Consider the following 26,298-nt stretch of genomic DNA (forward strand, 5'->3'; position numbering starts at 1 on the left):
GATCCCGCCATGAGCCGCCTCCTGACCACCACGCCGCGCGCCGACGGCTTCCACATGCCCGCCGAATGGGAACCCCACGCCGGATGTTGGATGCTGTGGCCCGAACGCTCCGACAACTGGCGGGGCGGCGCCAAGCCGGCCCAGCATGCCTTCGCCGCCGTCGCCGCCGCCATCGCTCAGGGCGAACCGGTCACGGTCTGCGTCTCGCCGGCGCAGTACGTCATCGCCCGTGAGATGCTCGACCCGGCCGTGCGTGTGGTCGAGATGACCAGCAACGACAGCTGGATCCGTGATTGCGGGCCGACCTTCGTGGTCAACGCGGCCGGAGAGGTTCGCGGGGTCGACTGGAAGTTCAACGCCTGGGGAGGTCTGATCGGGGGCCTTTATTTCCCATGGGATCAGGATGACCTGGTCGGCGAGAAAGTCGTCGAGCTGGAGGGTGACGACCGCTACGGTCCGGACTTCATTCTCGAAGGCGGCTCGATCGATGTCGATGGCCAGGGCGCCGTTCTGGCGACCAAGGAGTGCCTGCTCAACCCCAATCGCAATCCCGGCCTTCGTCAGGACGAGATCGAACAACGGCTGCGCGACTATCTCGGGGTCGAGACCGTGATCTGGCTCGATCAGGGGGTGTATCTCGACGAGACAGACGGCCACGTCGACAACATGTGCCGGTTCGTGGCGCCCGGCGAGGTCGTGCTGACCTGGACCGACGACCAAGCCGATCCGCAATACGCCCGCTCGGCCGCCGCGCTCGAACGACTGACCGCCGCGCGTGACGCTCGAGGCCGCCCCTTGCGGGTCCACAAGCTGCATCAGCCGGCCCCCGTCCTGATCACGGCCGCGGAGGCCGCCGGCGTCGACAAGGTCCCGGGCACCCTGCCTCGCGAGCCCGGCGACCGGATGGCCGCGTCCTACGTCAATTTCTATATCGGCAACGGCGTGGTGGTCGCCCCCGCCTTCGACGACCCGATGGACGCGCCCGCCCAGGCGCTGCTGGCCGAGCTCTTTCCCGGCCGAAAAATCCTGCCGGTTCCGGCTCGCGAAATTCTCCTGGGCGGCGGCAACATCCACTGCATCACTCAGCAGGAGCCGTCGGGACAACGGCCGGCGGCCATCCTGCGGCAGGCCTGATGCGCCAGGTCATCGCCCTTGGCGGCAATGCCCTGCTCAAGCGCGGCGAGGTCGCCTCGGCGGACAATCAACGCCGCAACGTGGCGCGGGCGGCCGCCAGCTTGGCGACGGCCTGCGACGGCGTCCAGACCGTGCTTGTCCACGGCAACGGCCCACAGATCGGCCTGCTCGCGCTGCAAGCGGAGGCTTACGCGGCCGCGCCAGCTTACCCGCTCGACATGCTGGGCGCGGAGTCGCAGGGCATGATCGGCTACGTGCTGGCCCAGGAACTACGCAACGCACGGCCCGAGCGCCAGGTCGCGGCCTTGCTGACCCAGACCCTGGTCGATCGCCATGATCCGGCCTTTCAGCGCCCCACCAAACCGATCGGGCCGGTTTACACGCTCGAACAGACGCTTGCTCTGGGCGAGACCCGTGACTGGTCCTTTTCCATGGATGGCGCCGGCCACCGTCGTGTCGTCGCCTCACCCGCGCCGATCGAGGTCATCGAGCAATCGATCATCGAGCGCCTGATGACCGAAGGAACGCTGGTGATCTGCGCGGGCGGCGGAGGCGTTCCGGTCGCCAGAGACGCGACCGGCCGTCTGATCGGCTTGGAGGCGGTGATCGACAAGGATCTGGTCGCGGCCCTGCTGGCGATAGGGCTGAACGCCGACCGACTTGTCATCCTGACCGACGTGGAGGCGGTCTATCGCGACTGGGGCGGTCCCAACGCGACGCCTCTGAGAACAATCCGCGCCGACGCCCCCGCGGGGGAGACCTATGCCGAAGGCTCGATGGGCCCAAAGGTGCGGGCCGCCCGACAGTTCGCGTTGGCGACCGGACGCGAAGCCCTTGTCGGCTCGCTTGATGACGTCTCGGGCCTGCTGGCCGGCGTGAGCGGGACGCGGATCACGCCTTGAGCCGAAAGGGGCGCTGGGCCTTCGAGCGAGCCCTTGCAGAAGCGGCCCGAAAGACGAGACGGTGGTGCTCGCTCCCGTCCGAAGCGAGAGGCCAGGACCGCCTGCGCGCCTCTGCTCGGGCGGGACCTAGCGTTGATAGGCCACCTTGCCATCCAACACCGTCATGTCGACCGGAATGTCGGCCAACCTGGCCTTCGGCGCGGTCAGCGGATCCTGCGCCAGGACCACGAAGTCAGCCAACTTGCCGACTTCGATGCTGCCTTGGGTCTTCTCCATGAAGTTGGCATAGGCGGCCCAGGTTGTGAACATGCGGATCCCGTCCATCACCGAGATCGCCTCTTCGGGCTGGGTGACCGTGCCGTACTTGGTGTCGCGGTTGACCGCGCGGGCGATCGAGAACATCGGATAGGTCGCGAAGTTCTGCGTGCCCACGGTGTCGACGCCGCCCGCCGGGTGGAAGCCGCGATCGATCAGAGTCTTCATCGGGAAGAACTTCACGTCCGGCTCCTTGACGTTGACGTCCGTCAGTCGCCACAGGAACGCCGGCTGCGGCGAGGGAATGACGTGGTCGTCCTTCATCCGCTTCAGCCGCGCCTCGGTCCGTTCCGGGTCCTGGACCAGGAAATGGCCGAAATGTTCGATGCGATAGCGAGGGTCGGGACGCGGATAGGCCTTTTGCGCGGCCTCGTAGGCCGTCAGCACCATGTCCTGGGCGCGGTCGCCATTGGCATGGATCTGCACCTGCCAACCGTCCTTGGCCGCCTCGATCACCGCCGCGGTCATCTCCTCCTGGGTCATGCCCGTTCCGCCGTAGTTGTTCGGCGTCCAGGTGGTGCCCGCCCCATTCCAGACCGGCTTGTAGACCGCCGCCGTCGTGCCCCAGACGCCGTCGGCGATGTACTTGATGGCGCCCGCGCGCAGCCAGTCATCGCCCTTGCCGGGCGCGAGGCCAGCGGCCCGTAGCGACGCCAAAGGCGAGACGGACGGATCCGTCGCGGTATTGACGCCGGGAACGCTCTTGAGACCGCGCAGCATGTAGTTCATGCGCACCCGGGTCGGGAGGCGGCCCTCGGCCTTGAGCTCGGCATAGGCCTTGTAGGAGTCCATGTCCGACATGTCCGACACCGTCGTCACGCCGCGCTTGAGGTAGAAGTCGCTGAGGATGTAGCGCACCGCCTCCTTGAGCTCCGCGGGGTTGAAGGCCGGCGACTTGTCCTTGGGCCAGGGCGCGGGCGCGTCGCGGATGATCGCCACCTCGCCCTCGGCGGTGCGCTCGTAGCGCCCCGTCGCGCCAGCCGCAGGATCGGGGAAGGCCTTGCCCATGCCCATCACCATCGCGGCCTTGTGGTTGATCAGGTGGTCGTGGACGCTCCACTGCAGGTCGACAGGATTGTCCGGGAACGCCGCGTCGATCTCGGCGCGGGTCGGCATGACCTGGTTGTACGTCCCCTGCCCGGTCAGCCAGGCGCCAGGCGGCAGCTTGGCGGCGACGTCCTTGAGGCGCGCGATGACCGCGGCCCCGTCCTTCAGCGGCGGAACCTGGATGTTGATATAGTGCGCCTCGACATTGGCCATGCCCGCCACGTGCGAGTGGGAGTCGATGAACCCCGGCAGCAGCGCCCGCCCCTTCAGGTCGATGACCTTGGTCTGGGGACCGCGCCAGGCCGTCACGTCGCCGACGGCGGCGATCTTGTTGCCGATCACCGCGACGCCCGCGGCCACCGTGTCCTTGTCGTCGACCGTGATAACCTTGCCGTTGATGAACATCAGGTCGGCCTTCGGCGCGGCGAACGCCGGCGCGCCAAGGGCCGAGGTCGCCAGCAGGGCGAGGCCCGCGAGAACGGATTGGGCTGGACGGCGCACGCGAAGCTCCCCTGATCTTTTCAAATCTATGACAGCGATCATGTCCCGCGCCACAGCCAAGGCGGAGTTGCCATTCGAGCCCTGCGCGGTGTTGTTTCGACACCGCGCAGGGCTCGAAGTCGTCACCGCATGGTGGGGATGACGAAACTCTGGTCCAGCACCGCCCCGCCCTTGGGCCAGCGCTGGGTGACGGTCTTGGTCCGCGTATAGAAGCGAACCCCGTCCATGCCATACTGGTTGAGGTCGCCGAAGCCCGAGCGCTTCCAGCCGCCGAAGCTGTGATAGGCGACCGGCACGGGTATCGGGACATTGATACCGACCATGCCCACCTCGACCTGGTCGGCGAACTCGCGGGCGGCGTCGCCGTTGCGAGTGAAGATCGCCACTCCGTTGCCGTACTGGTGGCGCGAGGCCAGCGCGACGCCTTCGGCCAGACTTGCGGCGCGGACCATCTGCAGCACTGGGCCGAAGATCTCATCCTGGTACGAGCGGCTGGTCGGCTTGACATGGTCGAACAGGGTCGGGCCGACGAAGAAGCCGTCTTCGTGTCCTTGCAGGCTAAAGCCGCGGCCGTCGACGACCAGTTCGGCGCCCTCGTCGACGCCCATCTGGATGTAGCTTTCGATCCTCGCCTTGTGAGCGGCGCTGACCACCGGGCCGTAGTGGGCGTCCTGGTCGGTGCTGACGCCCACGCGCAAGGACCCGATGGCGGCGACCAGCTTCTCGCGCAGAGCCAAGGCGGTCTTCTCCCCGACCGGCACGACCACCGGCAGAGCCATGCAGCGTTCACCGGCCGAACCGTAGGCCGCGCCGATGATGTCGGCCGTCGCCTGGTCGAGGTCGGCGTCGGGCAGGACCAGACCGTGGTTCTTGGCCCCGCCCATGGCCTGGACGCGCTTGCCGCTAGCGCCGGCGCGCTGGAACACCGACTGGGCGATGTCCGAGCTGCCCACGAAGCTGACGGCCTTGATGTCCGGATGGTCCAGAATGCCTTCCACGCAGTCCTTGTCGCCGTGGACGACGTTCAAGATCCCCGGCGGCAGGCCGGCCTCCATCATCAGTTCGGCCAGGCGCACCGGCACGGACGGATCGCGCTCGGAGGGTTTGAGGATGAAGGCGTTGCCGCAGGCGATGGCCGGCCCCATCATCCACATCGGGATCATGGCCGGGAAGTTGAACGGGGTGATCCCCGCCACCACGCCCAGGGCCTGGCGCATCGAATAGACGTCGATGCCGGGGCCGGCGCCTTGCGTGTATTCGCCCTTTAGCAGGTGCGGAATTCCGCAGGCGAATTCAATGACTTCAAGGCCGCGTTGAATGTCACCCTTACTGTCGGCGATGACCTTGCCGTGTTCGGACGACAGCAGTTCCGCCAATTCGTCCATGTGGACGTCCAGCAGGCGCTTGAACTCGAACATCACCCGAGCGCGCCGCTGCGGATTGGTCGCCGCCCAGGCCGGCTGGGCCGCCTTGGCGTTGGCGATGGCGGCGTCCAGTTCCGAGGCCGAGGCCAGGGCCACGCGCGCCTGGACCTTGCCGGTGTTGGGGGCGAAGACGTCGCCAAAACGGCCGGACGTGCCCTCGACGGCGCTGCCGCCGACGAAGTGGGGAATGGTGCGCATGGCGGCTCCTGAGGTTACCCCTCTCGACTAGCCATGCGCACCTGTGCAGCAATAGTGCTCAAAATCGCGTGGCAATCTGCAAAAATGCAAACACTCAATTGGAACGACCTTCGTTTCTTTCTGGCGGCGGCGCGAGGGGGCGGCCTGCTGGCGGCGGCTCGGCGTTTAGGCGTGGATCAGACGACGGTCGCCCGACGTCTATCGGCCCTGGAGGCGGCGGTGGGCGCGCGGCTGGTCGACCGCTCGCCCCGGGGATTGACCCTGACCGGGCAGGGCCAGGCCTTGGTGGAGTACGCCGAGCGCATCGAGGCCGAAACCATCGCGGCGGCCGAGCGACTGGGGATCCAGGGCCAGCCCCTCTCCGGCACGGTGCGCCTGGCCACGCCCGAGGCCTTCGGCGCCTGGCTGGTCGCCCCCGCCGCCAAGGTCTTTCACGATCGGTATCCGGGCCTGCAGTTGGAGCTGGTTCCGGAATCGCGGTCGGTGAACCTGTCTCGTCGCGAGGCCGACATCGCCATCATGCTCAGCAGGCCGACCCAGGGCCGCCTGGTCGCCCGGCGGCTGGCGGACTACACCCTGGGCCTCTACGCCTCGCGCAGCTATCTCGAAGCGCACGGCGCGCTCGAAAGCCTCGCCGACCTACCCGGCCGGCCACTGGTCTGGTATATCGACGAGCTGATCGACGTGCCCGAGCTTCGCTACCTGGACCAGGTCGCCGACGGCGCGCCGACCATGTTCCGGTCCAACTCGATCACCGCCCAGCAGGCGGCGATCGCGTCGGGGCTCGGCTTCGGCGTCCTGCACAAATTTGCGGCATCGCAAGACCCCCGGCTGGTGAGGGTGCTACCAGAGGCCCTCGATCTGAAGCGCAGCTACTGGCTCTGCGCGCACGCCGATCAGGCCAGGATCCCCCGTGTTCGCGCCGTGATGGACTTTCTGGCCGACCAGACAGCCGCGCGCCACAGGGACCTCTGACGAATGGAGGCTCCTGAAGATCAGGGGGTTCATCGAACAGTGGTGTCGGTTTGACACCACCGCCGTCCTGTTTCTCACCTTACGCAAAGCGATCTTGCTGGAACTCTCATGGGGACTGAGAGGCGAGCCTTTGTGGGCTTTCCGATGAAGGGCCGAACCCTTCTGGCGCCGGCTCAGCGTTCGCAACTGGCGCATGACAAGGGGGATAGCGATGCTTCGCGACAGAATTTCAAAGCAGGTGCTGCTGTGCGGCGCGGCCGCGGCGATCATCGGCGGCGGACAAGCCATGGCGCAGACGGCCGCGGGACCGGACAGCATCGAGGAAATCATCGTCACCGCCACCAAGCAAAGCACGGTTCTCTCCAAGACCCCGATCTCGATCGCCGCCTATTCTCAGGAAGCGTTGGACAAGCGCGGCGTTCGCGACATCCGCGACGTGATCAACCAGACCCCGGGCGTCGACATCACCCGCAGCGGCGCGACCCGCGTCACCATTCGCGGCATCGACTCGACGGCCGGCGCGGCGACTTCGGCGATCTACATCGACGACACGCCGGTCCAGGCCCGTAACGCCTCGCTGAACTATAACGGCAGCACCCTGCCCTACATCTTCGACCTCGAGCGCGTGGAAGTGCTGCGGGGTCCCCAAGGCACGTTGTTCGGCGCAAGTTCGCAGGGCGGCGCCATCCGCTTCATCACGCCCACGCCCAGCCTGACCAGCTACAGCGGCTATGGCCGCGCAGCCGTCAGCAAGACCAAGAACGGCGGCGAGGGCTATGAACTGGGCGTGGCCGTCGGCGGCCCGATCATCCAGGACAAGGTCGGGGCGCGGATCAGCTTCTACCATCGCGAGGACGCCGGCTGGATCGACCGCCAGAGCTGGCAGAACGCCGCCAGCCGCGACGAGGACGTCAACAGCAGCGCCGCGACCGTCTTCCGGGCCGTGTTGACCATCCAGCCTACCGACTGGCTGACGATCACGCCCAGCGTCTACCACCAGAACAGCAAGTTCGACGACCGCACGGCGCTGACCACGCGCTGCCCTGCGACGACCGGTTCGGTGATCAACCCGACCCTGAACCCCTGCCCGCTCGGCGCCTCGGACCCCGACAACGGCAAGTTCCTCAGCTACGCCTCGATCCCACAGCCCAGCAGCGACCACTTCACCGTGCCTGCGTTGAAGATGGTGGCCGCGACCGACGACCTGAACTTCACGAGCGTCAGCTCGTTCTTCAAGCGCCACGTGAAGGAGACGAACGACGCCACGCACGGCAACGACCGCACCTCGTTCGGCAACGCCTATCTCTATCCGGTCACGCCGGGCTTCGCCCAGTCGATCACCTGGCAGAACCCCAACATCTACCAGAACCTGTTCACCCAGGAATTCCGGGTCAACAACACCAATCCCGACGCACGCCTGAAGTGGAGCGTGGGCGCCTACTTCTCGCGGAGTTCGCTGCGCTCGGACCTGCCGATCAATGAGCCGCACTACAACGCGCTCTACCTCGTCCGTTACGGCCGCACGCCCCAGGCCGCCGGCGTCCCGGCCCTGGTCAATGGCGTCGCCCGCTACTATGGCAACGAGTGGACGGTCGAGAAGACCACCGCCGTCTTCGCCAACCTCGACTACAAGATCCTCGACAACCTGACCCTGACCCTGGGCGGGCGCTACTCCAAGGACGTCCTCGACTTCGACGTGCTTGAACGCGGGGTCTCCTATGCCGGCGGCGTGTCGCGCGCGTCGGGCTCGATGACCACCAAGCCGTTCACGCCCAAGGTCGCCCTGTCGTGGCAAGCCACGCCCGCGGCGCTCTACTACGCCTCCTACGCTCGCGGCTATCGGACGGGCGGCGTCAACAAGGCGCTGCCGGACATCTGCGCGGCCGAATCCTCGGCGTTGGGCCTGGGCAAGGCCTCGACCTACCAACCCGACACCACCGACAGCTACGAGGTCGGCTCGAAGAACCGGCTCTTCGGCGGCAAGGTGCAGTTCGAGGCCAGCGCCTACTATATCGAATGGAAGAACATCCAGCAGCAGTTGCGCCTGACCTGCGCCTTCAGCCTGGTGGCCAACACCGCCAGCGCCACCAGCAAGGGCGTGGACGTCAATCTCAACGTCCGCCCGGTCGAGAACCTGCTGCTCGGCCTGGGCCTGGGCTATAACGACGCGACCTACGACAAGACCATCCAGATCGGTACGGCCCCGGTGGTCATCGCCGGACAGACGCTGGGCCAGACGCCCTGGACGGTCAATCTCAGCGCCGAATACCGTTTCGCGGTCGCGGGCCGCGAGAGTTTCGTGCGCGCGCAGTACAACTATCGCAGCGTCAATGACGGGCCGTTCCTCTATCAGGTCCCGACCGCGACGACCTACGATCCCCGCCGCCCGCTGCCGTCAGAGCCCACGACCCTGGACCTGCGCGCCGGCGTTGACTTGGGCCGGGTCAACCTCTCCATTTACGGGGAGAACATTCTGAACAATGTCGACTACATCGCCGAGTCGTCGACCTATGTGAACGGTCCGCTCTGGACCGGCGCCACGCTTCGCCCGCGGACGATCGGCCTTCAGGCCATCGCCCGCTACTAGGCAGACGCAGGGGGCGCCGGACCGGAGACTCCTCCCCGGCCCGGTCCAGCGCCCCCGGCCCAAATGCGCCGACACCAAGAGGCCCGAGTGAATACCCAAACCCATCCTACCCGCCGGACCTTGATGGCGATGAGCGGCGCCGCCTTGGCGCTCAGCGCCTGCGGCCGCAAGGCCGGCGCGCCGGGCGCGCTGGTCGTCGGCTCGACCGCCACCGGCGCTCCGTTCAGCTTTCTGGACCTCAAGACCAACCAGTTGACCGGGGCGATGATCGACATCGCCCATGCGGTCGCGGCCAAGGCCGGACTCGCCATCCGCATCCAGACCACCACCTTCGCGGCGCTGGTGCCGTCGCTGACCGCCCGCAAGATCGACATGATCGCAGCCGGGATCTTGCGCACCCCGGAACGCGAGAAGGTCGTGGCCTTCACCGATCCGGTCTATGCCTATGGCGGCGGCGTGGTCACGCCCCAGGGCCAGGCCCGTCCGATCCGCGCGCTGGCGGACCTCAAGGGCCTGACCGTCGGCGCCCAGGTCGGCACCCGCTTCGTCGACCAACTGGCCCAGGCCGGCGTCACCGACGTCAAGACCTATGACAATCTGGGCGATATCCTGCAGGACCTGGGCAACGGCCGCATCGCGGCCGGTTACGGCGATGCGCCGATCCTGGCGCATCGGCTGCGCACGACGCCCAACGCCACGCTGCGGCTGGCCCCGGACTTCACGCCCCCCTCGCGCGAGGACGTCTGCCTGCTGGTGCGCCGCGACGACCCGGCCCTGCTGGCCAAGCTGAACGCCGCCATCGGCCAGATCAAGGCGACGGAAATCGCCGCGATCCTGACCAAGTGGTCACTCTGATGGACCAGTTCCTCACCGACGCGGTGAAGTTCCTGCCCATCCTGATGTCCGGCCTCGGGGTGACGATCGCCGTCACCCTGGCGGCGCTCGTGATCAGCGTGATCCTGGGCCTGGTCTGGGCCCTGATGGGCATCTCCGGGAATCGCGTGCTGCGCGCGATCAGCCGGGTGGTGATCAACACCGTCCGCGGCGTTCCGATCATCGTGCAGCTGTTCTACGTCTACTTCGTGCTGCCAGAGCTGGGCGTCCAGCTGGACGCCTTCGTGGCCGGCGCGATCGGCCTGGGCGTGGCCTACTCCGTCTATCAGGCCGAGAACTTCCGGGCCGGCTTCTCGTCCGTGGATCCGATGCTGATCGAGACCGCTCAGTCGCTGGGCATGAGCGAGCGCAAGATCATGCTGCGCGTGATCATGCCGCTCGCCATCCGCGTCACGCTTCCGCCGTTCGGCAATACCGCGGTGATGCTGCTCAAGGATTCCTCGATCGCCTCGACGATCACCGTCGCCGAACTCACGCGCGCCGGTCAGCTCCTGGCCGTCAGCACCTTCCAGAACATGTCGGTCTACACCCTGATCGCCCTGCTCTACCTGGCCATGAGCCTGCCCTTGACCTACCTGGTCGGCCGCCTCGAACGCAGGTTCGCCCGCAAATGATCAGCCTCAAGAACGTCAGCAAGTCCTTCGGCGACACCCAGGTGCTCAAGGACATCAGCTTCGAGATCCAGCGCGGCGAGGTCGTCTGCCTGATCGGGCCGTCCGGCTCGGGCAAGTCGACCATCCTGCGCTGCATCAACGGCCTGGAGCGGCACGACGGCGGCGAGATCGTGGTCGATGGGTCCGTGCTCGGCGAAAAGTCCCTGCCGACCATTCGCGCCAAGGTCGCCATGGTGTTCCAGAGGTTCAACCTCTTCCCCCACCGCACGGCCCGGGAAAACGTCGCCGAAGGTCCGATCCATGTCGCCGGCCGGCCGATCGCCGAAGCCATGGCCGAGGCGCGAGACCTGCTCGAACGGGTCGGCCTGGGCGACAAGTGCGACGCTTACCCCGCCAAGCTCTCCGGCGGTCAGCAACAGCGGGTCGGCATTGCCCGCGCCCTGGCCATGAAGCCGCAAGCGATCCTATTCGACGAACCGACCTCGGCCCTGGACCCCGAACGGGTCGGCGAGGTGCTGAAGGTGATGCGGACCCTGGCCGACGAGGGCATGACCATGGTCATCGTCACCCACGAGATCGGCTTCGCCCGCGAGGTGGCCGACCGCGTCCTGTTCATGGACGGCGGCCGCATCGTCGAGAGTGGTCCGGCGCGGGAAGTTCTGACCGCGCCCAAGGTCGAGCGCACGCGCGTGTTCCTCGACCGGGTTCTCAATCCGCTCTAGCGCCGGGAGGTCCAGGCATGATCGATCGACGCAAACTGCTGACCGGCGCCATGACCACGGCGGCCCTGGCGCCGATGTCACGCGCCCTGGCCCATCCCGGCGGTGATGAGCAGGATATCTCGCGCGATCCGCTCTGGGCCGTACTGGGCGCCACGACGCTCAGCCAGTCGCCGCCGGACTATGTCTACCGTGCGCGTTACCCGGCGACCGTCCTGACGATGAGCGGCCGCGAGATCGAGATCTCCGGTTTCATCACGCCACTGACCATGGAGCGCCAGGCGCGGCAGTTCATCGTCTCGCGCTACTCGATCGAGTGCTGCCCCGAGGGGCGACCCAACGAGATCATCGAGGTCTTCGCCGATGAGCCGGTCCTGCAGCAGAAGAGCCAGGAAATCCGCCTGCGCGGGCGGTTCGATGTGCAGGACAACGGCCAGGTCGGCCTGCTCTTCCGGCTCAGTGGCGCACGCCTGGCTTAATAGCCCGCGCCCCGGTCCACGAGGTCGAGCAGCGCCTCGCCGGCAAGATGCCGGCGAATATTGGCCACGATCGTCGGCCCGGCCGTCCCTGGCGGCGTCAGGGCCGAGGCGTGCGGCGTCACGGTGATGCGCCGGTCCGACCAGAACGGATGACCGGCCGGCAAGGGCTCGGTCGCAAAGACGTCCAGCGTGGCGTTGGCCAGATGGCCGGCGTCGAGCGCGGGGATCAAATCGGCCTCGACCAGATGCGCGCCGCGGCCGACATTGATCAGGCTGGCGCCCGACAGATGCGACAGGGTCCGGGCGTTCAGCACGCCACGGGTCGCCGGCGTCAGGGGCAGCAGACAGACCACCACCTCACACGGCTCGAGAAAGGCCTCGATGGGTCCATCGAACGCGGCGACGCCGGGCAGATCCTTGGGTGTCCGGCTCCAGCCGCGCACGGAAAAGCCGTTGGCGGCCAGGCTGGCGGCGCAGGCTCCGCCCAACTGGCCCAGACCCAGGACGCCGACCGTTCGCTCCCCCGCCAGCGGCGCGGCCAGCTGGCGCCAGACCCCCTCGCGCTGCTGGGCCTCATAGGCCGGCATCAGGCGGTGATAGTGCAGGACCCGAGCGAGCACGAACTCAACCATGTCCTGGGTGAGTCCCTCATCGCGCATGCGTGCGATCGGCACGTCCGGCAGGTCGCTGTCCTGCAGGATCCGATCCACCCCAGCGCCGATGCACAACACCGCGCGCAGGTTGGGAAACTGACGCAGGAAGCCGTCAGGCTGGGCCCAGACGACGACGTAGTCGACCTCGTCCTTCGCGCCGCTGTCGGGCCAGACGCGCCAGTCGAAGTCCGGCGCGGCCTGATCCAAAGCCGCCAGCCATGGCTCGGGCCGGACGCCGAAGCAGGCGAACAGCACCACCGTCTTGCCCAGAGCGTTCATGGAATCCCCGCCGCCGCGCCTCGGGCCTGCACTACTGCTTGCTGAGCCGGCGCACCAGGGGGGCGTCCAGCGGCGCGGGCCGCTTGGCCTTCATCGCCGCGTCCATGCGGGCGAAGCCGTCCTGGACGTAGCGCACGCCCAGCCAGCGCGCCGGCTCGGGCTCCCAGTCGGGCGAGCGGTTCCCGACACTCGGCAGGAACTCCAGGCCCGTCGGCTTGCCGGTGATCATCCCAGCCAGGATGCGCGCGGAGATGTTCGTCGTCGACACGCCCCGGCCGGTATAGCCGAACAGCTGGCCGATCTTGGTGCGCGGATCGAAGCTGATCGTGGGCGTCCAGTCGCGCGAGACCCCCAGATAACCCGCCCAACTGTGGGAGAAGGCCACGCCATCAAGGGCGGGAAACCACTCGACCAGGGTCTCGCGCATGGTCTTGGCCGTGGCCGCGTCCCAGGGCTGATCCATGTTGGAATTCAGGTGGTAGGGCGCGCCGCGGCTGCCGTAGAGAATGCGGCCGTCGGTGGTCTTGGTGAAGTAGTCGACCATGTTGACCTGCGAGCCCAGGCCCTCGCCGTCCGCCCAGCCGATGCTGGCCCACTGCGCGGCGCTCAAGGGCTCGGTGAGCACGATCAGCGACGACATCGGCAGAAGGGTCCGGCGGAAGCGCGGTTGCTGGGTCAGATAGGCTTCGCCCGCCGCGACGATCGCCTTGCGAGCCACCAGCACGCCGCTGTCGGTGTGCAGGCGAGGCGTCTCGCCCGGCTCGAAGCGGGTGACCGGCGATCGCTCGTAGATCACCCCGCCCAGACGCTCGACCGCTTGGGCGAGACCGCGCACCAGCTTGGCCGGATGCACCGTGGCGCTCTTGGGTGAGAAGAGCGCGCCTTCGATCTCGGTGGCGCGCACCTTCTCCCGGGCGGCTTCGGCGCCGAGCAACAGGTTCTGATCGGCCAGGCCCAGACGCTCGTAGGCGCGATGGGCGGCTTGGACCGTGGGGAGTTGCACCTTGCCGCGCGCCAGGCTGAGGATGCCGGTCTGGCGGTATTCGGCGTCAATGCCCTCCCGCGCGCAGACGCGCCCGACCTCCTCGACGGCGTCGTACATGGCCAGCAGGGTCTTGCGGCCGATCTCGACACCGTAACGTCGGGCGAGGGTGCTCGCATCGAGCGGGTAGCGCGACGAGCACCAGCCGCCGTTGCGCCCGGAGGCGCCGTAGCCGCAGATGTCCTTCTCGAGGATCGCGACCTGCAGACCGGGATTGTCGCGCATCAGATAGTAGGCGGTCCACAGGCCCGAGAAGCCGCCGCCCAGGATCGCCACATCGACGCTCACCTGGCCCTTGAGCGAGGCGCGGGGCGTCAGATCATCGTTGCAGGTCTCCAGCCAGAAGCTGGTGTCGCGATAGGCCTGCGCTTCCGCTACGGCCGTGAGAGGCTGTGGCCGCATGTTCATCGCGCTTCATCGAAGATGACATAGGCCTTGCGGGCCTTGGTCTCGATCGTCCAGACGCCGGCGGTGTTGGCCGGAAAATAGACCGCCTCGCCCGGGGCGATACGGATCGGCTCCCCCTCGTCCGGCTCGAACACGCAAGCGCCTTCGAGGAAGACGCAGAACTCGGCCGCCAGCACCTGCCGACGCCAGCGTCCCGGGCTGCACTCCCAGACGCCCGTGCGCGTGGTCGCGGCGGCCTGCGAGGCGAAGCCGCGCACGGCGATCTGCGAGACCGGATCGCCGATCGGAACCGGCGCGGGATTGGCGGGCGGCATGGCGGCGAAGAGCTCGGCCGGCGCGAATTTGATGATCATGGCCTAGTCCCCCGCGATATCGCTGCACAGAAGTTTGAGTTCGACGAACTCGTCGACGCCGTGACGTGAGCCTTCGCGGCCCAGGCCCGACTCCTTGACCCCGCCAAAGGGCGCGACCTCGGTGGAGATCAGGCCGGTGTTGAGCCCGACCATGCCGTATTCCAGCGCTTCCCCGACCCTCCAGGAACGGTCCAGGTCACGCGTGAAGAGGTACGCCGCCAGGCCGGCGCTGGTGTCGTTGGCGATCGCGACGGCTTCGGCTTCGGTCTCGAACCGGATCAGGCCAGCGACGGGGCCGAAGGTCTCTTCCCTGGCCATGGCCATGTCGCCGGTGACGCCCGTCAGCACGGTCGGCGCATAGAAGAAGCCCGTCCCCGGTAGCGCTTGGCCGCCGGTGCGGACGACCGCGCCGCCCGCGACGGCGTCCTCGACGTGACGGGCCACCTTGGCGGCGGCGGCGGCGTTGATCAGCGGCCCCTGGTCGGTAGGGCCGGCCAGGCCGTCGCCCACGACCAGCCTTTCGACGCGCGCCGTCAGCTTCCGCGCGAAGGCCTCGTAGACGCCGGCCTGCACCAGCAGGCGGTTGGCGCAGACGCAGGTCTGGCCGGTGTTGCGGAACTTCGAGGCCATCGCCCCCTCGACGGCCTTGTCCAGGTCTGCGTCGTCGAAGACGATGAAGGGCGCGTTGCCGCCCAGTTCCAGCGACACGCGCTTGACCGTGGCCATGCAGCGGGCGGCCAGCATCTTCCCGACCGGCGTCGATCCCGTGAAGGTGAACTTGCGCACCCGCGGATCGCCGGTCAGCACCTCGCCGATCGGGGCGGCCTGCCCCGTCACGACGTTGAACACGCCCGGCGGCACGCCCGCCTCTTCCCCCAAGGCCGCCAGGGCCAGGGCGGAGAACGGGGTCAGCTCGGACGGCTTGAGCACCACGGTGCAGCCCACCGCGAGGGCGGGGCCGACCTTGCGGGTGATCATCGCCGCCGGAAAGTTCCATGGCGTCACCGCCGCCACCACGCCGATCGGCTGCTTCAGCACCAGCAGGCGCTTGCCGGCGTCATGCCCTGGGATAACGTCGCCATAGACGCGCTTGGCCTCCTCGGAAAACCATTCGAGGAAGCTGGCCGCGTAGGCCACCTCCCCGCGCGCCTCGGCCAGGGGCTTGCCCTGCTCGGCGGTCATCAGCCGGGCCAGATCCTCGACGTTCTCAAGGATCAGGTCGCGCCAGCGCCGCAGGATGGCGCCCCGCGCCTTGGCGCTCAGCTTGCGCCAGGGTCCGAAGGCGGCTTGGGCCGCGCCCACCGCCCGGGTCGCGGCCTCCGCGCCAAGGTCGGGCACGCCGCCAAGACGCTGGCCGGTGGCGGGCGATGTCACGACGATCTCCTCAGGGCCGTCGATCCATTGGCCGTCGACATAGGCGACCTGGCGCAACAGGTCGGGCCGTCTCAGCGCCAGGTCCGGAAGGTGGGTCGCGCCGTCCATCAGGCGTTATCCACGCGCAGGCTGTCCTCGAGGATGTCGAGACCCTCGTCCAGTTGCTCGAGGGGAATGGTCAACGGCGCCAGCACCCGGATCGTTTCGCCGCCGACCCCGCAGGTCAGCAGGATCAGGCCGCGCTCCAGGGCTCGCCCCGCCACGGCCTTGGCGCCAGCGCCGTCGGGCCGTCCATCGGCGGTCACGACATCGAAGCCGATCATCGCGCCAGGGCCGCGCAGGCCGCGGGTCGGGATCAGGTCGTTGCGCCCCGCGAAGCCCGCCATGCGCTCGCGCAGCCGTGCGCCGATGAGGTCGGCGCGCGCGCACAACGCCTCGTCCTCCATCACGTCGAGCACCGCCAGGGCCGCGGCGCAGGCCACCGGCGAGCCGCCATAGGTGCCGCCCAGGCCACCGGGTTCGACACCGTCCATCAGCGCCGCCCGTCCGATGACGCCGGACAGGGGAAAGCCGCCCGCCAGCGACTTGGCCACGGTGATGAGGTCGGGCCGCACGCTCCAGTGCTCGGCGCCGAACATCTTGCCCGTGCGGCCGAAGCCAGTCTGCACCTCGTCGGCGATCAGCAGGATGCCGTGCGCGTCGCAAATCGCCCGCAGCGCGGTCATCAGAGCGTCGGGCGCGGGGTGGAAACCGCCCTCGCCCTGCACAGGCTCGATGATGATCGCCGCCACGGAACTGGGATGCAGGTCGGCGGCGAACAGGAAGTCGAGGGCCTTCAGGCTATCCTCGACGTCGACGCCGTGCGCCGCGATCGGAAACGGCGCATGGAAGATGTTGGCCGGCGCGCCGCCGAACATGCGCTTGTAGGGCGCGACCTTGCCGGTCAGGGCCGAGGACAGGGTCGTGCGGCCGTGGAACGCACCAGTGAAGGCGATCACCCCAGGCCGGCCGGTCACCGCGCGAGCGATCTTGACCGCGTTCTCGACCGCCTCGGCGCCGCTGGTGAAAAAGATCGTCTTGGCCGGCCCGTCGATCGGGGCCAGGGCATTCAGGCGCTCGGCCAACGCCACGTAGGGTTCGTAGGCCAGCACTTGGAAAGCCGTGTGGGAAAAACGCTCCAGCTGGTTCTGGACCGCCGCCATCACCCGAGGGTGACGATGACCGACATTGAGGACGGCGATGCCGCCCGCGAAATCGACGTAGCGACGCCCCTCCACGTCCCAGATCTCGGCATTGAGCGCTCTATCCGCATAGATGGCCGTCGAGCTGGCCACGCCCGAGGACACCGCCGCGCGGCGACGCTCCAGAAGGGATTCGTTGGAGACGGGAGCGGTCGCGAAGGCGGACAAGGCAACTCTCTCAGGAAACAAAACACCTGAGATGATGCTCGGCCACAACCGGCGCGATGCGGAGATGACAACTCCGCTGCAAGTGGTGACGAAACGTCACCGATGTGCGCTACCAGCGCGCCGCTTCCCCGGCGGCCTCGCGCACCAGCCATCGCCGGAAGGCCAGCAGCGCCGGGGTGCGCCAGCGGTCCCGACGGGCCGAAAACACATAGCGCCCCATCACGATCGGCTGCGCGCCGATCAGCGCGCCAACATCCACCAATCGGCCAGCCTTGAAATCCTCGCCGACCAGGAAGGCGTTGGCCAGGGCCAGGCCCTCCCCGCGACGGGCGGCGTCGACGGCCAGGTGGGCATGCCAGAGCCTGTGCCCGGGCAGATCCGGCTCCGGGATCACGCCGTTGGCCTCGAACCAGGCGGTCCATTGCCGGGCGTTTTCCTCGTGCAGCAGTGGCCCCTTCAACAGGTCTGTCGCGGTCAAGGGTTTGCCCAGGGCGTCCAGGCGCGCCGGGCTGGCGACGGCCAGAACCGGTGGGCGGGCCAGTTGAACGGACTCGACCTCTCCGGCGGGCGGCTTGTCCGGCGCGGCGTCGATCACGTAGCGGATGTCGCCATCCATATCGCGGCGGGTGAAGTCCGGGGCGGTGTCCGACGGACGCAGCACCAGTTGGATCTCGGGATGGGATTGGCGAAAGTCGGCCAGGCGCGCCAGCAGCCAGTTGGAGGCCAGGCCGGGGATGCAGGAAATCTGCAACGTGCGCTCGTCCGAGCCATGCAGGAGATCGGCGGACGCCGCGGCGATTTCGTTGAGGGCGGAGGTTATGCGGGCGTGAAACTTGGCGCCCTCCGGCGTCAGCTTGCCGCCGTTGGCCCCGCGCTCGACCAGCGGGACGCCGGCCCAGACCTCCAGACCGCGAAGGTGCCGACTGACCGCGGCGTGGTCCAGCTCCAGCACCGCCGCGGCCTTACGGATGCCGCCAAATTCGCCGACGGCCGCGAACGCGCGCAAGGCCGTGAAAGGCGGCGTCGAGCGGCGGTTCCAAAAGACCAAGCGGGGATCTTCGGGGGACGTTGCACGCGGCGACATTCGGAACTCCAATACCGCCGTCAGGCTAGGGCAAGCGTCGCGTCATGTCATCTTGAGCGTCCGCGTCGAGCTGAACGCTTCCGAAACCGGTCCCGCGGGCGCCGCCTCCAAAGGGCGTTTGGACCGTAGGCGCGCGAGACCGATGATGTTCTTGCGCTTTCCAAAGACCGGAGCGTTGGTCAATCCGCCGCTGTGTTGGGCGTGGTGCTTTCCTCGACCCTTTCAGTTTCACGCAGCGGAGCGATCGGCCTGAACGGCTCGGCCCGCTCGTCCCCGGATTCGGCGGCTAGGACCTTGTCGCCGCTCTGGGCGCTTCACTCGGCAATTGGTTCGCGGGCATCGTGATCGTGAAGGCTGAAAGGCCGTCACGTCGCTCGTAGGTCGCTCGCCCTCCATGGGCCTCGGCGATGCCGCGCACCACGGCCAGGCCCAGGCCCGATCCGCTCTTGAGATCGACGTCGTCTCCGCGCCGGAAAGGCTCGAACGCGCGCTTCGAGAGGCCTTCCGGCATTCCGGGGCCCCTGTCGATGACGCTGATCAGGACCTCAGTGTCCGACACACGCGTCGCGATTTCCAGGACACAGGGCTCCGCATACTTCAACGCATTGTCGACGAGGGCCAGCACCGCCTGCCGCAAGCGGACGGGATCGGCCACGCACCGGCCGCTCGTAAGGACCATGCGCAGGCCAAAGCCCGCCCTGTCCAGATCGCGCTCGACGAGCCGCGCCAGACCTTCCAGTTCCGAGGCCAGGTCGATCTCGACCAGCCGCAGATGCAGGCGGCCGCTGTCCAGCAGGCTGACGACCCGCAGATCCTCAACCAGCCGCGCCAGGGCGTCGGCCTGTTGATGCAGCGATTGGAGAAGCCCCGGTTCGGGCTGGAACACCCCTTCGGCGAGCCCCTGAAGCCGGCCCTTGAGGATCGTGACCGGCGTCCGCAATTCGTGGGCGATCAGACTGTTCCAGGTGACAATGTCATCGACGGCCTTCTCAAGCCGATCAGCCATGGCGTTGAAGTCGGCGATCATCTGGCTGGCTTCGGTCGGGGCCGGGGCGGTCAAGTTCGCCCGCGCCGCCAGGTCTCCCCCGGCGATCTGGCGAGCGGCCTGCGCCAGCGCCTCGAGCGGTTCGACCATCCGTCGGGCGACCCGCGTCGCGACGACGCTGGCGGCGATGCTGCCCAGCACGATACAGACCGAGTACATCGCCCACTCCACGGGGCCGGGCAGGATCGCGTCCTCGGCCGACAGCAGCTTGGGCGCGAACTCGAAGAGCAGACCGTAGGCGACGATCACGAACGTCAGGCTCAACACCAGGGTCGCCAGCGTGATGCCGACGATCGCCAGGTTGAGGCGCTGCGAAAGGCTCTGGGCTTTCATTGGTCCCCCAGCAGGCGATAGCCGAGGCCTCGGACATTGCCGAGCATGCCGGGCGCGCCCGCCACCTCGAGCTTCTTACGCAGCTTGCTCAGATGGCTGTCGACCGTCCGTTCCAGCGCGTCGCCGCCAGAGAGGCAGGCGTCCAGCAGCTCGGCCCGCGTGTAGAGGCGCATCGGCGCCTGGGCCATGTGGAGGAGCAGTCTGAACTCCGTCAGGGTCAGGCTCAGCCGGCGCGGCCCCTCCGGCGTATTCACCGTCGCGATGTGGTTGACGGGATCGACGTCAAGCGGTCCTGAGCGCGCCACCGACGCCGCGTCCCTTCCCGTGGCGCGACGCAACACGGCCTTGGCGCGGGCGGCGACCTCCAGCGGGTTGAAGGGCTTGACGACATAGTCGTCCGCACCGATCCGCAAAGCTTGCAGCTTGTCCAGGTCCTGGTCCAAGGCCGTCAGCATGATGACGGGCGTCGCGCCGCGCCTGCGCAGTTGCGCCAGGACCTCCCAGCCATCCAGCTTGGGCAGACCCACGTCCAGCAGAACGATATCGGGCCGAAGCGCCTGATGCAGCTCGACCGCGGTCTGACCATCCCGCGCCGTGACGGTCCTGAACCCCTCGCGTTCAAGATAGCCCACGAGGATTTCCGCGATCTCGGACTCGTCCTCGACGATCAAAACCAATGCGTTCACGGGATCTCCAATGCGGCCGCGACCGGATCGCCAAGGCAATAATCATCCTTCCGCGGGCGACGCCAGGGCTCTCCACGAAGTCGCAACCTTCGCTCCACGATCGCGCAACCGCGCTCGGGCATAGCCGCCCAGCGCCCCAAAAGGCGCGACTTTGGGAGCTTGATTTTCATGGACCGCCACCGTCGTCGCATCGCCGCGGCCCTCCTGCTGGGGAGCGCGGTGCTGGCCGCTTGCCGTCATCCCGAGGTCGCCGCCGCACCGCCGCCGCCCGAGGTTGCGGTGGCGACCGCCGAGGCGGCCACGGTCACGCCCGTGGATGAACTGCCGGCGCGTGTCGTGGCCTTCCGAACCGCCGAGATCCGCCCCCAGGTGTCGGGCGTCGTAACCCGTCGGCTCTTCACCCAGGGGGGTGATGTCACGGCCGGCCAGCCGCTGTTCCAGATCGATCCCACGCCCTATCGGGCCGAAGCCGCCGGAGCCCAGGCGGCCCTTTCGCGCGCGATCGCCGTCGCCGAACGCGCCAGGGCCCAGGTGACGCGCCTGGCCCCGCTGGTAGAGGCCGACGCCATCAGCCGCCAGAGCTATGATGACGCGGTCTCGGCCAGGGCGCAGGCGGAGGCGGATCTGGCCGAAGCGCGCGCGACCCTGCGCCGCCGTGGGATCGAACTGAGTTTCGCGACGGTCACGGCGCCGATCTCCGGCCGGATCGGCGAGGCCCAGGTCACGGAAGGAGCCCTGGTCGCCGTCGGCGGCGTGGGTCCGATGGCGACCATCCAGCAGATCGACCGAGTCTATATCGACGTCCGTCAGCCGACCGCGCGCCTTGAAGCCTTGCGCGCCATGGCGGGCGGCGGCGCCGGCCGCGAGGTCGAGATCCTGACGCCGTCCGGCGAGCCCTATCCCCGCAAAGGGAAGATCTTGTTCTCGGGCGTGGCGGTCGATCCCGCGACGGGCGATGCGGTCGCGCGCGTCGAGATCGACAATCCTGACCGCGCGCTTCTGCCCGGCATGTTCGTCCGCGCCCGCCTGCCGCGCGCCCCGATCCATGGTGCGGTCATGACCCCTCAGCAGGCCGTGCTGCGCGACAGCGGCGGCAAACCGATCGTCAGCCTGGTGAACGCCCAGGGCGTGGTCGAGACCCGCGCCGTCGAGGTCGGCGACGTGGTGGACGGCCGCTACGTGGTGACTCGCGGCTTGAAGGTCGGCGAGCGCGTCATCGTCGAGGGCCAGGACCGCGTCAGGGCCGGCGCCGGGGTCAAAACCGTTCCGTTCCAGATGGGAGCGCGCTAGTCGGATGCCCAAGTTCTTCATCGAGCGGCCGATCTTCGCCTGGGTCATCGCCATCGCCATCGTTCTGGCGGGCCTGATGGCCATCCCCCGCATGCCGGTGGCGCGCTATCCCGTCGTCGCCCCTCCCACGGTCAGCATCTACGCCAGCTATCCCGGCGCCACGCCGCAGGCCATGAACGACTCGGTCGTGAGCCTGATCGAGCGCGAGCTCTCAAGCGTCAAGAACCTGCTCTACTTCGAGTCCTCAACCGACACCTCGGGCTCGGCCACGATCACGGCGACCTTCAAGCCGGGCACGAATCCGGAGCTTGCCCAGGTCGACGTCCAGAACCGCCTGAAAACCATCGAGCCTCGCCTGCCCCAGACCGTGCGGCAAACCGGCGTCGGCGTCGAGAGCGCCGCCTCCAACTTCCTGCTGATGGTCAGCCTGCGGAGCGTCGACGGACGGGACGACGAGGTGGCGCTCAGCGACTACATGGTCCGCAACATCGCCGATGAGCTCAAGCGTATTCCGGGCGTGGGGCGCGTGCAGATGTTCGGCTCCGAGCGCGCGATGCGGATCTGGGTCGATCCCAACAAGCTCACGGGCTTCAACTTGACGCTGAGCGACGTCACCGGAGCGATCGCGGCGCAGAATCAGCAATTGGCCCCCGGCGCCCTGGGCGGCGAGCCCACGATCGAGGACCAGCGCGTGACCGTGCCGCTGACCGCCGACGGCCAATTGCGGACCGTCGAACAGTTCGCCGCCATTGTGCTGCGCGCCAACACCTCGGGCTCGCGCGTCACCTTGGGCGACGTCGCCCGCCTCGAACTGAATTCGGCCAATTTCAACTTCACGACCCGCGAGAACGGTCAGGCGGCGACGGCCCTGGGCGTCCAGCTCTCGCCCGGCGGCAACGCGGTGCGGACCGCCGCCGCGATCCAGACCCGTCTCGACGAGCTGCAGAAGGCCGCGCCGCCCGGGATACAATTGGGCGTCCCGTTCAATACCGCGCCATTCGTCCGCGTCTCGATCGAGAAGGTCGTCCAGACCCTGGTCGAGGCCATGGCGCTGGTGTTCCTGGTGATGTTCCTGTTCCTGCAGAAGATCCGCTACACGCTGATCCCCGCCATCGTCGCGCCGATCGCCTTGATGGGCACGTTCACCGTGATGCTGGCCGCGGGCTTCTCGATCAACGTGCTGACCATGTTCGGCATGGTGCTGGCGATCGGCATCATCGTCGACGACGCCATTGTCGTGGTCGAGGCGGTGGAACGGATCATGGCGACCGAGGGGCTTTCTCCCAAGGACGCGACCCGCAAGGCCATGTCGGAGATGACCAGCGCGATCATCGGCATCACCGCCGTGCTGGCGGCGGTGTTCATTCCCATGGCCCTGGCGGATGGCTCGGTCGGCGCGATCTATCGCCAGTTCACCCTGTCCATGGCCGTCTCGATCCTGTTCTCGGCTTTCCTGGCCCTGTCCTTGACGCCGGCCCTGTGCGCCACCTTGCTGAAGCCCATCGACGCCCACACGCCGAAAAAGGGCTTCTTCGCCTGGTTCGACCAGCGCTTCGACCGCCTCACCGAGGGCTACACCCGCCTGCTGGGCGCGGTGTTGCGACGCGGCGGTCGCGCCATGGCCGCCTTCGGCGTGGTCGTCGCGATCGTGGCGGCAGCGTTCATGCTTCTGCCCTCGGCCTTCCTTCCCGAGGAGGACCAGGGCTACTTCATGACCTCCTTCCAATTGCCCGCCGACGCCACGGCGCAGCGCACCAGCGAAGCGGTCTCGCGCTTCGAACACTACGCGCGCACGCGCCCCGCCATCGAGACCACCCAGGCGGTCACCGGCTTCAGCTTCGCCGGCCAGGGACCCAACGCGGCCATCATCTTCACGATGCTCAAGGACTGGAACAAGCGCGACGGCGCGACCAGCGCCAGCGAAGTCCAGGCCGCGACCGAGGCCATGGGAGCTCAGCGCGAGGGCGAGATCATGTCGGTGATGCCGCCTTCGATCGACGAGCTGGGCAATTCCTCGGGCTTCACCCTGGCGCTTCAGGACCACGCCAATCGCGGCCCGGAGGCCCTGATCGCGGCCCAGACGCGACTGCTGGAACTGGCCGCGCTGAGCAAGCAGGTGACGGGCGTCTATCCCGATGGCCTGCCCCCCGGCTCGACGGTGCGGCTGGATATCGACCGCCAGAAGGCCCAAGCCCTGGGCGTCTCCTTCGCGGCCATCGGCGACACCCTGTCGACCGCCCTGGGATCCAGCTACGTCAACGACTTCGTCAACGCCGGCCGCCTGCAGCAGGTGATCGTTCAGGCCGACGCGCCCTTCCGGATGCAGCTCGGCGACGTGCTGAAGCTCTACGTCCGCAACGAGACCGGAGGCATGGTCGCGCTCTCTGAAGTTGTCTCGCCGGTCTGGACCCGGGCGCCGGCCCAGATGAAGCGTTTCAACGGCTATCCGTCGGTTCGCCTCACGGGGTCGGCCGCGCCCGGCGTTTCGAGCGGCCAGGCCATGGCCGAGATGGAGCGTCTGGCGGCGCAGCTTCCACAGGGTTACGCCGTCGCGTGGACCGGGCAGTCGCTGCAGGAGAAACTGGCGGGCGCCCAAGCTCCCGCGCTGCTCGCCTTGTCGATGCTGGTCGTCTTCCTGGTGCTGGCGGCGCTTTATGAGAGCTGGTCGATCCCGCTGTCGGTCATGCTGGCCATTCCGCTCGGCCTGATCGGCGCCTTGGCGGCGGTGCTGCTGCGAGGCCTGCCCAACGACGTCTTCTTCAAGGTCGGACTGATCACCATCATCGGCCTGTCGGCCAAGAACGCCATCCTGATCGTCGAGTTCGCCAAGGCCAATCGAGCGAACGGCATGAGCCTGACGGAGGCGGCCCTACACGCGGCCAAGCTGCGTCTGCGCCCCATCCTGATGACGAGTCTGGCCTTCACGCTGGGGGTCGTCCCGCTGGTGATCGCGTCCGGCGCCAGCGCCGAGACCCAGCACGCCATCGGCACCGGCGTGTTCGGCGGGATGATCACCGGCACCCTGCTCGCGATCATCCTGGTTCCCACCTTCTTCGTCCTGGTCGTCGGCGCGGCGGAGCGCCTGTCCAGACGGAACAAAGCCACGCCCGAGATGGAGGCCTGATTCATGCGTCGTCTGATCCTCTGCGGCGCCGCGCTGCTCGGGGCGTGTTCCGTCACGCCGCGTCTGGACCTTCCAGCGGCTCCGGTGGCGGCGGCCTATCCCGTCGTCGAAGGCGGCGTGGCGGCGGACATGCCCATGGCCAGGTCGCTTACCTGGAAGCAGGTCTATACCGATCCCAGGCTGGCGGCCCTGATCGACCAGGCGCTGGACCAGAGCCGCGATCTTCGCGCCGCCCTGCTGAACGTCGAGGCCGCCCGCGCGGAGAACCGGATCGCGCGCGGCGCGCTGGGGCCAAGCCTCGACGCCAATCTTTCTCGGACCCAAGAGCGCTCGCTGGCCCAGGGTCGCTCCGAGACATACGCGGCCAATCTCGGGCTCACCGCCTTCGAACTGGACGTGTTCGGACGGCTCCGGGCGCAGTCCAGCGCGGCCTATGAGCGCTATCTGGCCAGCGAAACCGGCGCACGCGCCGCCCGGATCGCGTTGATCTCGGCCGTCGCCACGGCTTATCTCGACGAGCGGCTCGCCGAGGAGCAGTTGGCGTTGAGCGAAGCGACGCTGTCGGACTGGCGAGCCTCTCTCGACATCGCCCAACGGCTCAAGGCGGCCTCGCAAGCCGGCGGCCTCGACATCGCCCAGGCGGAGGGCCTGGTTCGCCAGGCGGAGGCCGATCGCGAGGCGGGCCGGCGCGGGCTCGCCCAGGCGCGCAACGCCCTTGAGCTCATTGTCGGCGGGCCGGAATCGGCTTTGCTGCCTCCGCCGATCCCCCTCGCCGGTCAGCCGCTTCCGACGCAGCTTGAGCCGGGCTTGCCGGCCGAGTTGCTGACCCTGCGCCCCGACATCGCCCAGGCCGAGCATGTCCTGCACGCCGCCAACGCCGACATCGGCGCCGCGCGGGCGGCCTTCCTGCCCAGGGTTACGCTTAGCGGCGCGATCGGCGGCGCCAGTCCGGACCTTGGCGCACTGTTCGACCGAGGAAGCAAAGCCTGGACGTTCATGCCGCAGATCACCCAACCGATCTTTCGGAGCGGCCAGTTGAGGGGCGCTCTGGCGTTGAGCGAGGCGCGCAAATCGCTCGCCGTCGCGGCCTACGAACGCCAGATCCAGATCGCCTTCCGCGAGGTCGCCGATGGCTTGGCCGCGCAGGCCACTTTCGCCAGCCAGATCCATGTTCAGGAAGGTGTGGCCGAGGCCGCGCGCCAGCGCTTCCGGCTATCGGATCTGCGTTACCGCGCCGGGCTCGACGGGCGGTTGGAACGCCTCGACGCGCAGCGCGCCGACTACGCCGCCCGTCAGGTTCTGCTGTCGCTCAGGCGCGACCAACTGGCGGCCATGGTGGCGCTCTACGCCGCGCTCGGCGGCGGTCTGGAGGCGACGTCGTGATGGAGAAGCCGATATCGAAGGACGGAATTCAATGACGCCGTCCCCC

21 protein-coding genes are annotated in these 26,298 nt (G+C 68.1%); 11 read left to right on the forward strand and 10 right to left on the reverse strand.

Annotated elements, in window-relative coordinates; translation table 11 throughout:
- The first annotated feature begins 9 nt into the window (after positions 1–9).
- Both aguA and AC1RJ9_RS17610 read left to right on the forward strand, forming a co-directional pair.
- Entirely contained in the window at positions 10–1,134 is a 1,125-nt protein-coding gene (gene aguA / locus AC1RJ9_RS17605; protein WP_492838288.1) for an agmatine deiminase, read from the forward strand.
- A complete protein-coding gene (locus tag AC1RJ9_RS17610; RefSeq protein ID WP_492838290.1) occupies positions 1,134–2,036 on the forward strand; it encodes a carbamate kinase in 903 nt (300 codons plus the stop codon). The genes aguA and AC1RJ9_RS17610 overlap by 1 nt, the downstream gene beginning before the upstream one ends.
- A gap of 126 nt (positions 2,037–2,162) precedes the next feature.
- Here AC1RJ9_RS17610 and AC1RJ9_RS17615 read toward each other — a convergent pair whose 3' ends face one another.
- A complete protein-coding gene (locus AC1RJ9_RS17615) occupies positions 2,163–3,899 on the reverse strand; it encodes an amidohydrolase (RefSeq protein WP_492838291.1) in 1,737 nt (578 codons plus the stop codon).
- A 122-nt stretch (positions 3,900–4,021) separates the two neighbouring features.
- Complete coding sequence (locus AC1RJ9_RS17620; protein WP_492838292.1) at positions 4,022–5,521, reverse strand: CoA-acylating methylmalonate-semialdehyde dehydrogenase; 1,500 nt, start codon at positions 5,519–5,521, stop codon at positions 4,022–4,024.
- Between the two features lie 84 nt (positions 5,522–5,605).
- Here AC1RJ9_RS17620 and AC1RJ9_RS17625 point away from each other — a divergent pair, with 84 nt between their 5' ends.
- The 6 genes from AC1RJ9_RS17625 (at position 5,606) to AC1RJ9_RS17650 (ending at position 11,789) form a co-directional block, all read left to right on the forward strand.
- Entirely contained in the window at positions 5,606–6,496 is an 891-nt protein-coding gene (locus AC1RJ9_RS17625; RefSeq protein WP_492838294.1) for a LysR family transcriptional regulator, read from the forward strand.
- 211 nt (positions 6,497–6,707) lie between these two features.
- On the forward strand, positions 6,708–9,083 hold the full coding sequence (locus tag AC1RJ9_RS17630; protein ID WP_492838295.1) for a TonB-dependent receptor: 2,376 nt from the start codon (positions 6,708–6,710) through the stop codon (positions 9,081–9,083).
- A gap of 87 nt (positions 9,084–9,170) precedes the next feature.
- Positions 9,171–9,938 (forward strand): substrate-binding periplasmic protein, encoded by a 768-nt coding sequence (locus AC1RJ9_RS17635; protein WP_492838296.1) that lies wholly within the window; start codon positions 9,171–9,173, stop codon positions 9,936–9,938.
- The gene (locus tag AC1RJ9_RS17640) at positions 9,938–10,591 is read left to right on the forward strand and encodes an amino acid ABC transporter permease (RefSeq protein WP_492838297.1); all 654 of its coding nucleotides are present in this window, start codon (positions 9,938–9,940) and stop codon (positions 10,589–10,591) included. Before AC1RJ9_RS17635 ends, AC1RJ9_RS17640 begins: the two co-directional genes overlap by 1 nt.
- A complete protein-coding gene (locus AC1RJ9_RS17645; protein ID WP_492838298.1) occupies positions 10,588–11,313 on the forward strand; it encodes an amino acid ABC transporter ATP-binding protein in 726 nt (241 codons plus the stop codon). Before AC1RJ9_RS17640 ends, AC1RJ9_RS17645 begins: the two co-directional genes overlap by 4 nt.
- Before the next feature lie 17 nt (positions 11,314–11,330).
- Positions 11,331–11,789, forward strand: coding sequence for a hypothetical protein (locus AC1RJ9_RS17650; protein WP_492838299.1), 459 nt, complete (start codon positions 11,331–11,333; stop codon positions 11,787–11,789).
- Here AC1RJ9_RS17650 and AC1RJ9_RS17655 read toward each other — a convergent pair.
- The 8 genes from AC1RJ9_RS17655 to AC1RJ9_RS17690 all read right to left on the reverse strand — a co-directional run bounded on the left by AC1RJ9_RS17655 (position 11,786) and on the right by AC1RJ9_RS17690 (position 20,455).
- Positions 11,786–12,721 (reverse strand): 2-hydroxyacid dehydrogenase, encoded by a 936-nt coding sequence (locus tag AC1RJ9_RS17655; protein ID WP_492838301.1) that lies wholly within the window; start codon positions 12,719–12,721, stop codon positions 11,786–11,788. The two genes, AC1RJ9_RS17650 and AC1RJ9_RS17655, sit on opposite strands and share 4 nt — an antisense overlap.
- Before the next feature lie 31 nt (positions 12,722–12,752).
- Positions 12,753–14,165 (reverse strand): NAD(P)/FAD-dependent oxidoreductase, encoded by a 1,413-nt coding sequence (locus AC1RJ9_RS17660; RefSeq protein WP_492838303.1) that lies wholly within the window; start codon positions 14,163–14,165, stop codon positions 12,753–12,755.
- Between the two features lie 2 nt (positions 14,166–14,167).
- Positions 14,168–14,524 carry a cupin domain-containing protein gene (locus AC1RJ9_RS17665; protein WP_492838305.1) on the reverse strand — a complete coding sequence of 119 codons (357 nt, stop codon included), beginning with the start codon at positions 14,522–14,524 and terminating at the stop codon, positions 14,168–14,170.
- Between the two features lie 3 nt (positions 14,525–14,527).
- The gene (locus AC1RJ9_RS17670; RefSeq protein WP_492838306.1) at positions 14,528–16,006 is read right to left on the reverse strand and encodes an NAD-dependent succinate-semialdehyde dehydrogenase; all 1,479 of its coding nucleotides are present in this window, start codon (positions 16,004–16,006) and stop codon (positions 14,528–14,530) included.
- On the reverse strand, positions 16,006–17,307 hold the full coding sequence (gene gabT / locus AC1RJ9_RS17675) for a 4-aminobutyrate--2-oxoglutarate transaminase (RefSeq protein ID WP_492838308.1): 1,302 nt from the start codon (positions 17,305–17,307) through the stop codon (positions 16,006–16,008). The genes AC1RJ9_RS17670 and gabT overlap by 1 nt, the downstream gene beginning before the upstream one ends.
- A gap of 109 nt (positions 17,308–17,416) precedes the next feature.
- Positions 17,417–18,355, reverse strand: coding sequence for a LysR substrate-binding domain-containing protein (locus AC1RJ9_RS17680; protein ID WP_492838309.1), 939 nt, complete (start codon positions 18,353–18,355; stop codon positions 17,417–17,419).
- 322 nt (positions 18,356–18,677) lie between these two features.
- Positions 18,678–19,769 (reverse strand): ATP-binding protein, encoded by a 1,092-nt coding sequence (locus AC1RJ9_RS17685; RefSeq protein WP_492838310.1) that lies wholly within the window; start codon positions 19,767–19,769, stop codon positions 18,678–18,680.
- The gene (locus AC1RJ9_RS17690) at positions 19,766–20,455 is read right to left on the reverse strand and encodes a response regulator (protein ID WP_492838311.1); all 690 of its coding nucleotides are present in this window, start codon (positions 20,453–20,455) and stop codon (positions 19,766–19,768) included. Before AC1RJ9_RS17690 ends, AC1RJ9_RS17685 begins: the two co-directional genes overlap by 4 nt.
- Before the next feature lie 168 nt (positions 20,456–20,623).
- Here AC1RJ9_RS17690 and AC1RJ9_RS17695 point away from each other — a divergent pair, with 168 nt between their 5' ends.
- From AC1RJ9_RS17695 to AC1RJ9_RS17705, 3 genes are read left to right on the forward strand one after another with little or no spacing between them, the layout of a single operon-like run.
- Positions 20,624–21,745 (forward strand): efflux RND transporter periplasmic adaptor subunit, encoded by a 1,122-nt coding sequence (locus AC1RJ9_RS17695; protein WP_492838312.1) that lies wholly within the window; start codon positions 20,624–20,626, stop codon positions 21,743–21,745.
- A gap of 4 nt (positions 21,746–21,749) precedes the next feature.
- On the forward strand, positions 21,750–24,869 hold the full coding sequence (locus AC1RJ9_RS17700) for a multidrug efflux RND transporter permease subunit (protein ID WP_492838313.1): 3,120 nt from the start codon (positions 21,750–21,752) through the stop codon (positions 24,867–24,869).
- Between the two features lie 3 nt (positions 24,870–24,872).
- Positions 24,873–26,252: an efflux transporter outer membrane subunit gene (locus AC1RJ9_RS17705; RefSeq protein WP_492838314.1), complete on the forward strand. Its 1,380-nt coding sequence runs from the start codon at positions 24,873–24,875 to the stop codon at positions 26,250–26,252.
- The last annotated feature ends 46 nt before the right edge of the window (positions 26,253–26,298 follow it).

The organism is Caulobacter sp. GW822-FHT07D08, assembly GCF_058798735.1.

Excerpts from the sequence above, each read along its gene's own strand:
- AC1RJ9_RS17695 (WP_492838312.1), top strand. The coding sequence starts at position 20,624 with ATGGACCGCCACCGTCGTCGCATCGCCGCGGCCCTCCTGCTGGGGAGC.
- AC1RJ9_RS17655 (WP_492838301.1), bottom strand. The coding sequence starts at position 12,721 with ATGAACGCTCTGGGCAAGACGGTGGTGCTGTTCGCCTGCTTCGGCGTC.
- AC1RJ9_RS17650 (WP_492838299.1), top strand. The coding sequence starts at position 11,331 with ATGATCGATCGACGCAAACTGCTGACCGGCGCCATGACCACGGCGGCC.
- AC1RJ9_RS17630 (WP_492838295.1), top strand. The coding sequence starts at position 6,708 with ATGCTTCGCGACAGAATTTCAAAGCAGGTGCTGCTGTGCGGCGCGGCC.
- AC1RJ9_RS17610 (WP_492838290.1), top strand. The coding sequence starts at position 1,134 with ATGCGCCAGGTCATCGCCCTTGGCGGCAATGCCCTGCTCAAGCGCGGC.
- AC1RJ9_RS17640 (WP_492838297.1), top strand. The coding sequence starts at position 9,938 with ATGGACCAGTTCCTCACCGACGCGGTGAAGTTCCTGCCCATCCTGATG.
- AC1RJ9_RS17700 (WP_492838313.1), top strand. The coding sequence starts at position 21,750 with ATGCCCAAGTTCTTCATCGAGCGGCCGATCTTCGCCTGGGTCATCGCC.
- AC1RJ9_RS17705 (WP_492838314.1), top strand. The coding sequence starts at position 24,873 with ATGCGTCGTCTGATCCTCTGCGGCGCCGCGCTGCTCGGGGCGTGTTCC.
- AC1RJ9_RS17625 (WP_492838294.1), top strand. The coding sequence starts at position 5,606 with ATGCAAACACTCAATTGGAACGACCTTCGTTTCTTTCTGGCGGCGGCG.
- aguA (WP_492838288.1), top strand. The coding sequence starts at position 10 with ATGAGCCGCCTCCTGACCACCACGCCGCGCGCCGACGGCTTCCACATG.
- AC1RJ9_RS17670 (WP_492838306.1), bottom strand. The coding sequence starts at position 16,006 with ATGGACGGCGCGACCCACCTTCCGGACCTGGCGCTGAGACGGCCCGAC.
- AC1RJ9_RS17665 (WP_492838305.1), bottom strand. The coding sequence starts at position 14,524 with ATGATCATCAAATTCGCGCCGGCCGAGCTCTTCGCCGCCATGCCGCCC.
- AC1RJ9_RS17660 (WP_492838303.1), bottom strand. The coding sequence starts at position 14,165 with ATGCGGCCACAGCCTCTCACGGCCGTAGCGGAAGCGCAGGCCTATCGC.
- AC1RJ9_RS17620 (WP_492838292.1), bottom strand. The coding sequence starts at position 5,521 with ATGCGCACCATTCCCCACTTCGTCGGCGGCAGCGCCGTCGAGGGCACG.
- AC1RJ9_RS17645 (WP_492838298.1), top strand. The coding sequence starts at position 10,588 with ATGATCAGCCTCAAGAACGTCAGCAAGTCCTTCGGCGACACCCAGGTG.
- AC1RJ9_RS17685 (WP_492838310.1), bottom strand. The coding sequence starts at position 19,769 with ATGAAAGCCCAGAGCCTTTCGCAGCGCCTCAACCTGGCGATCGTCGGC.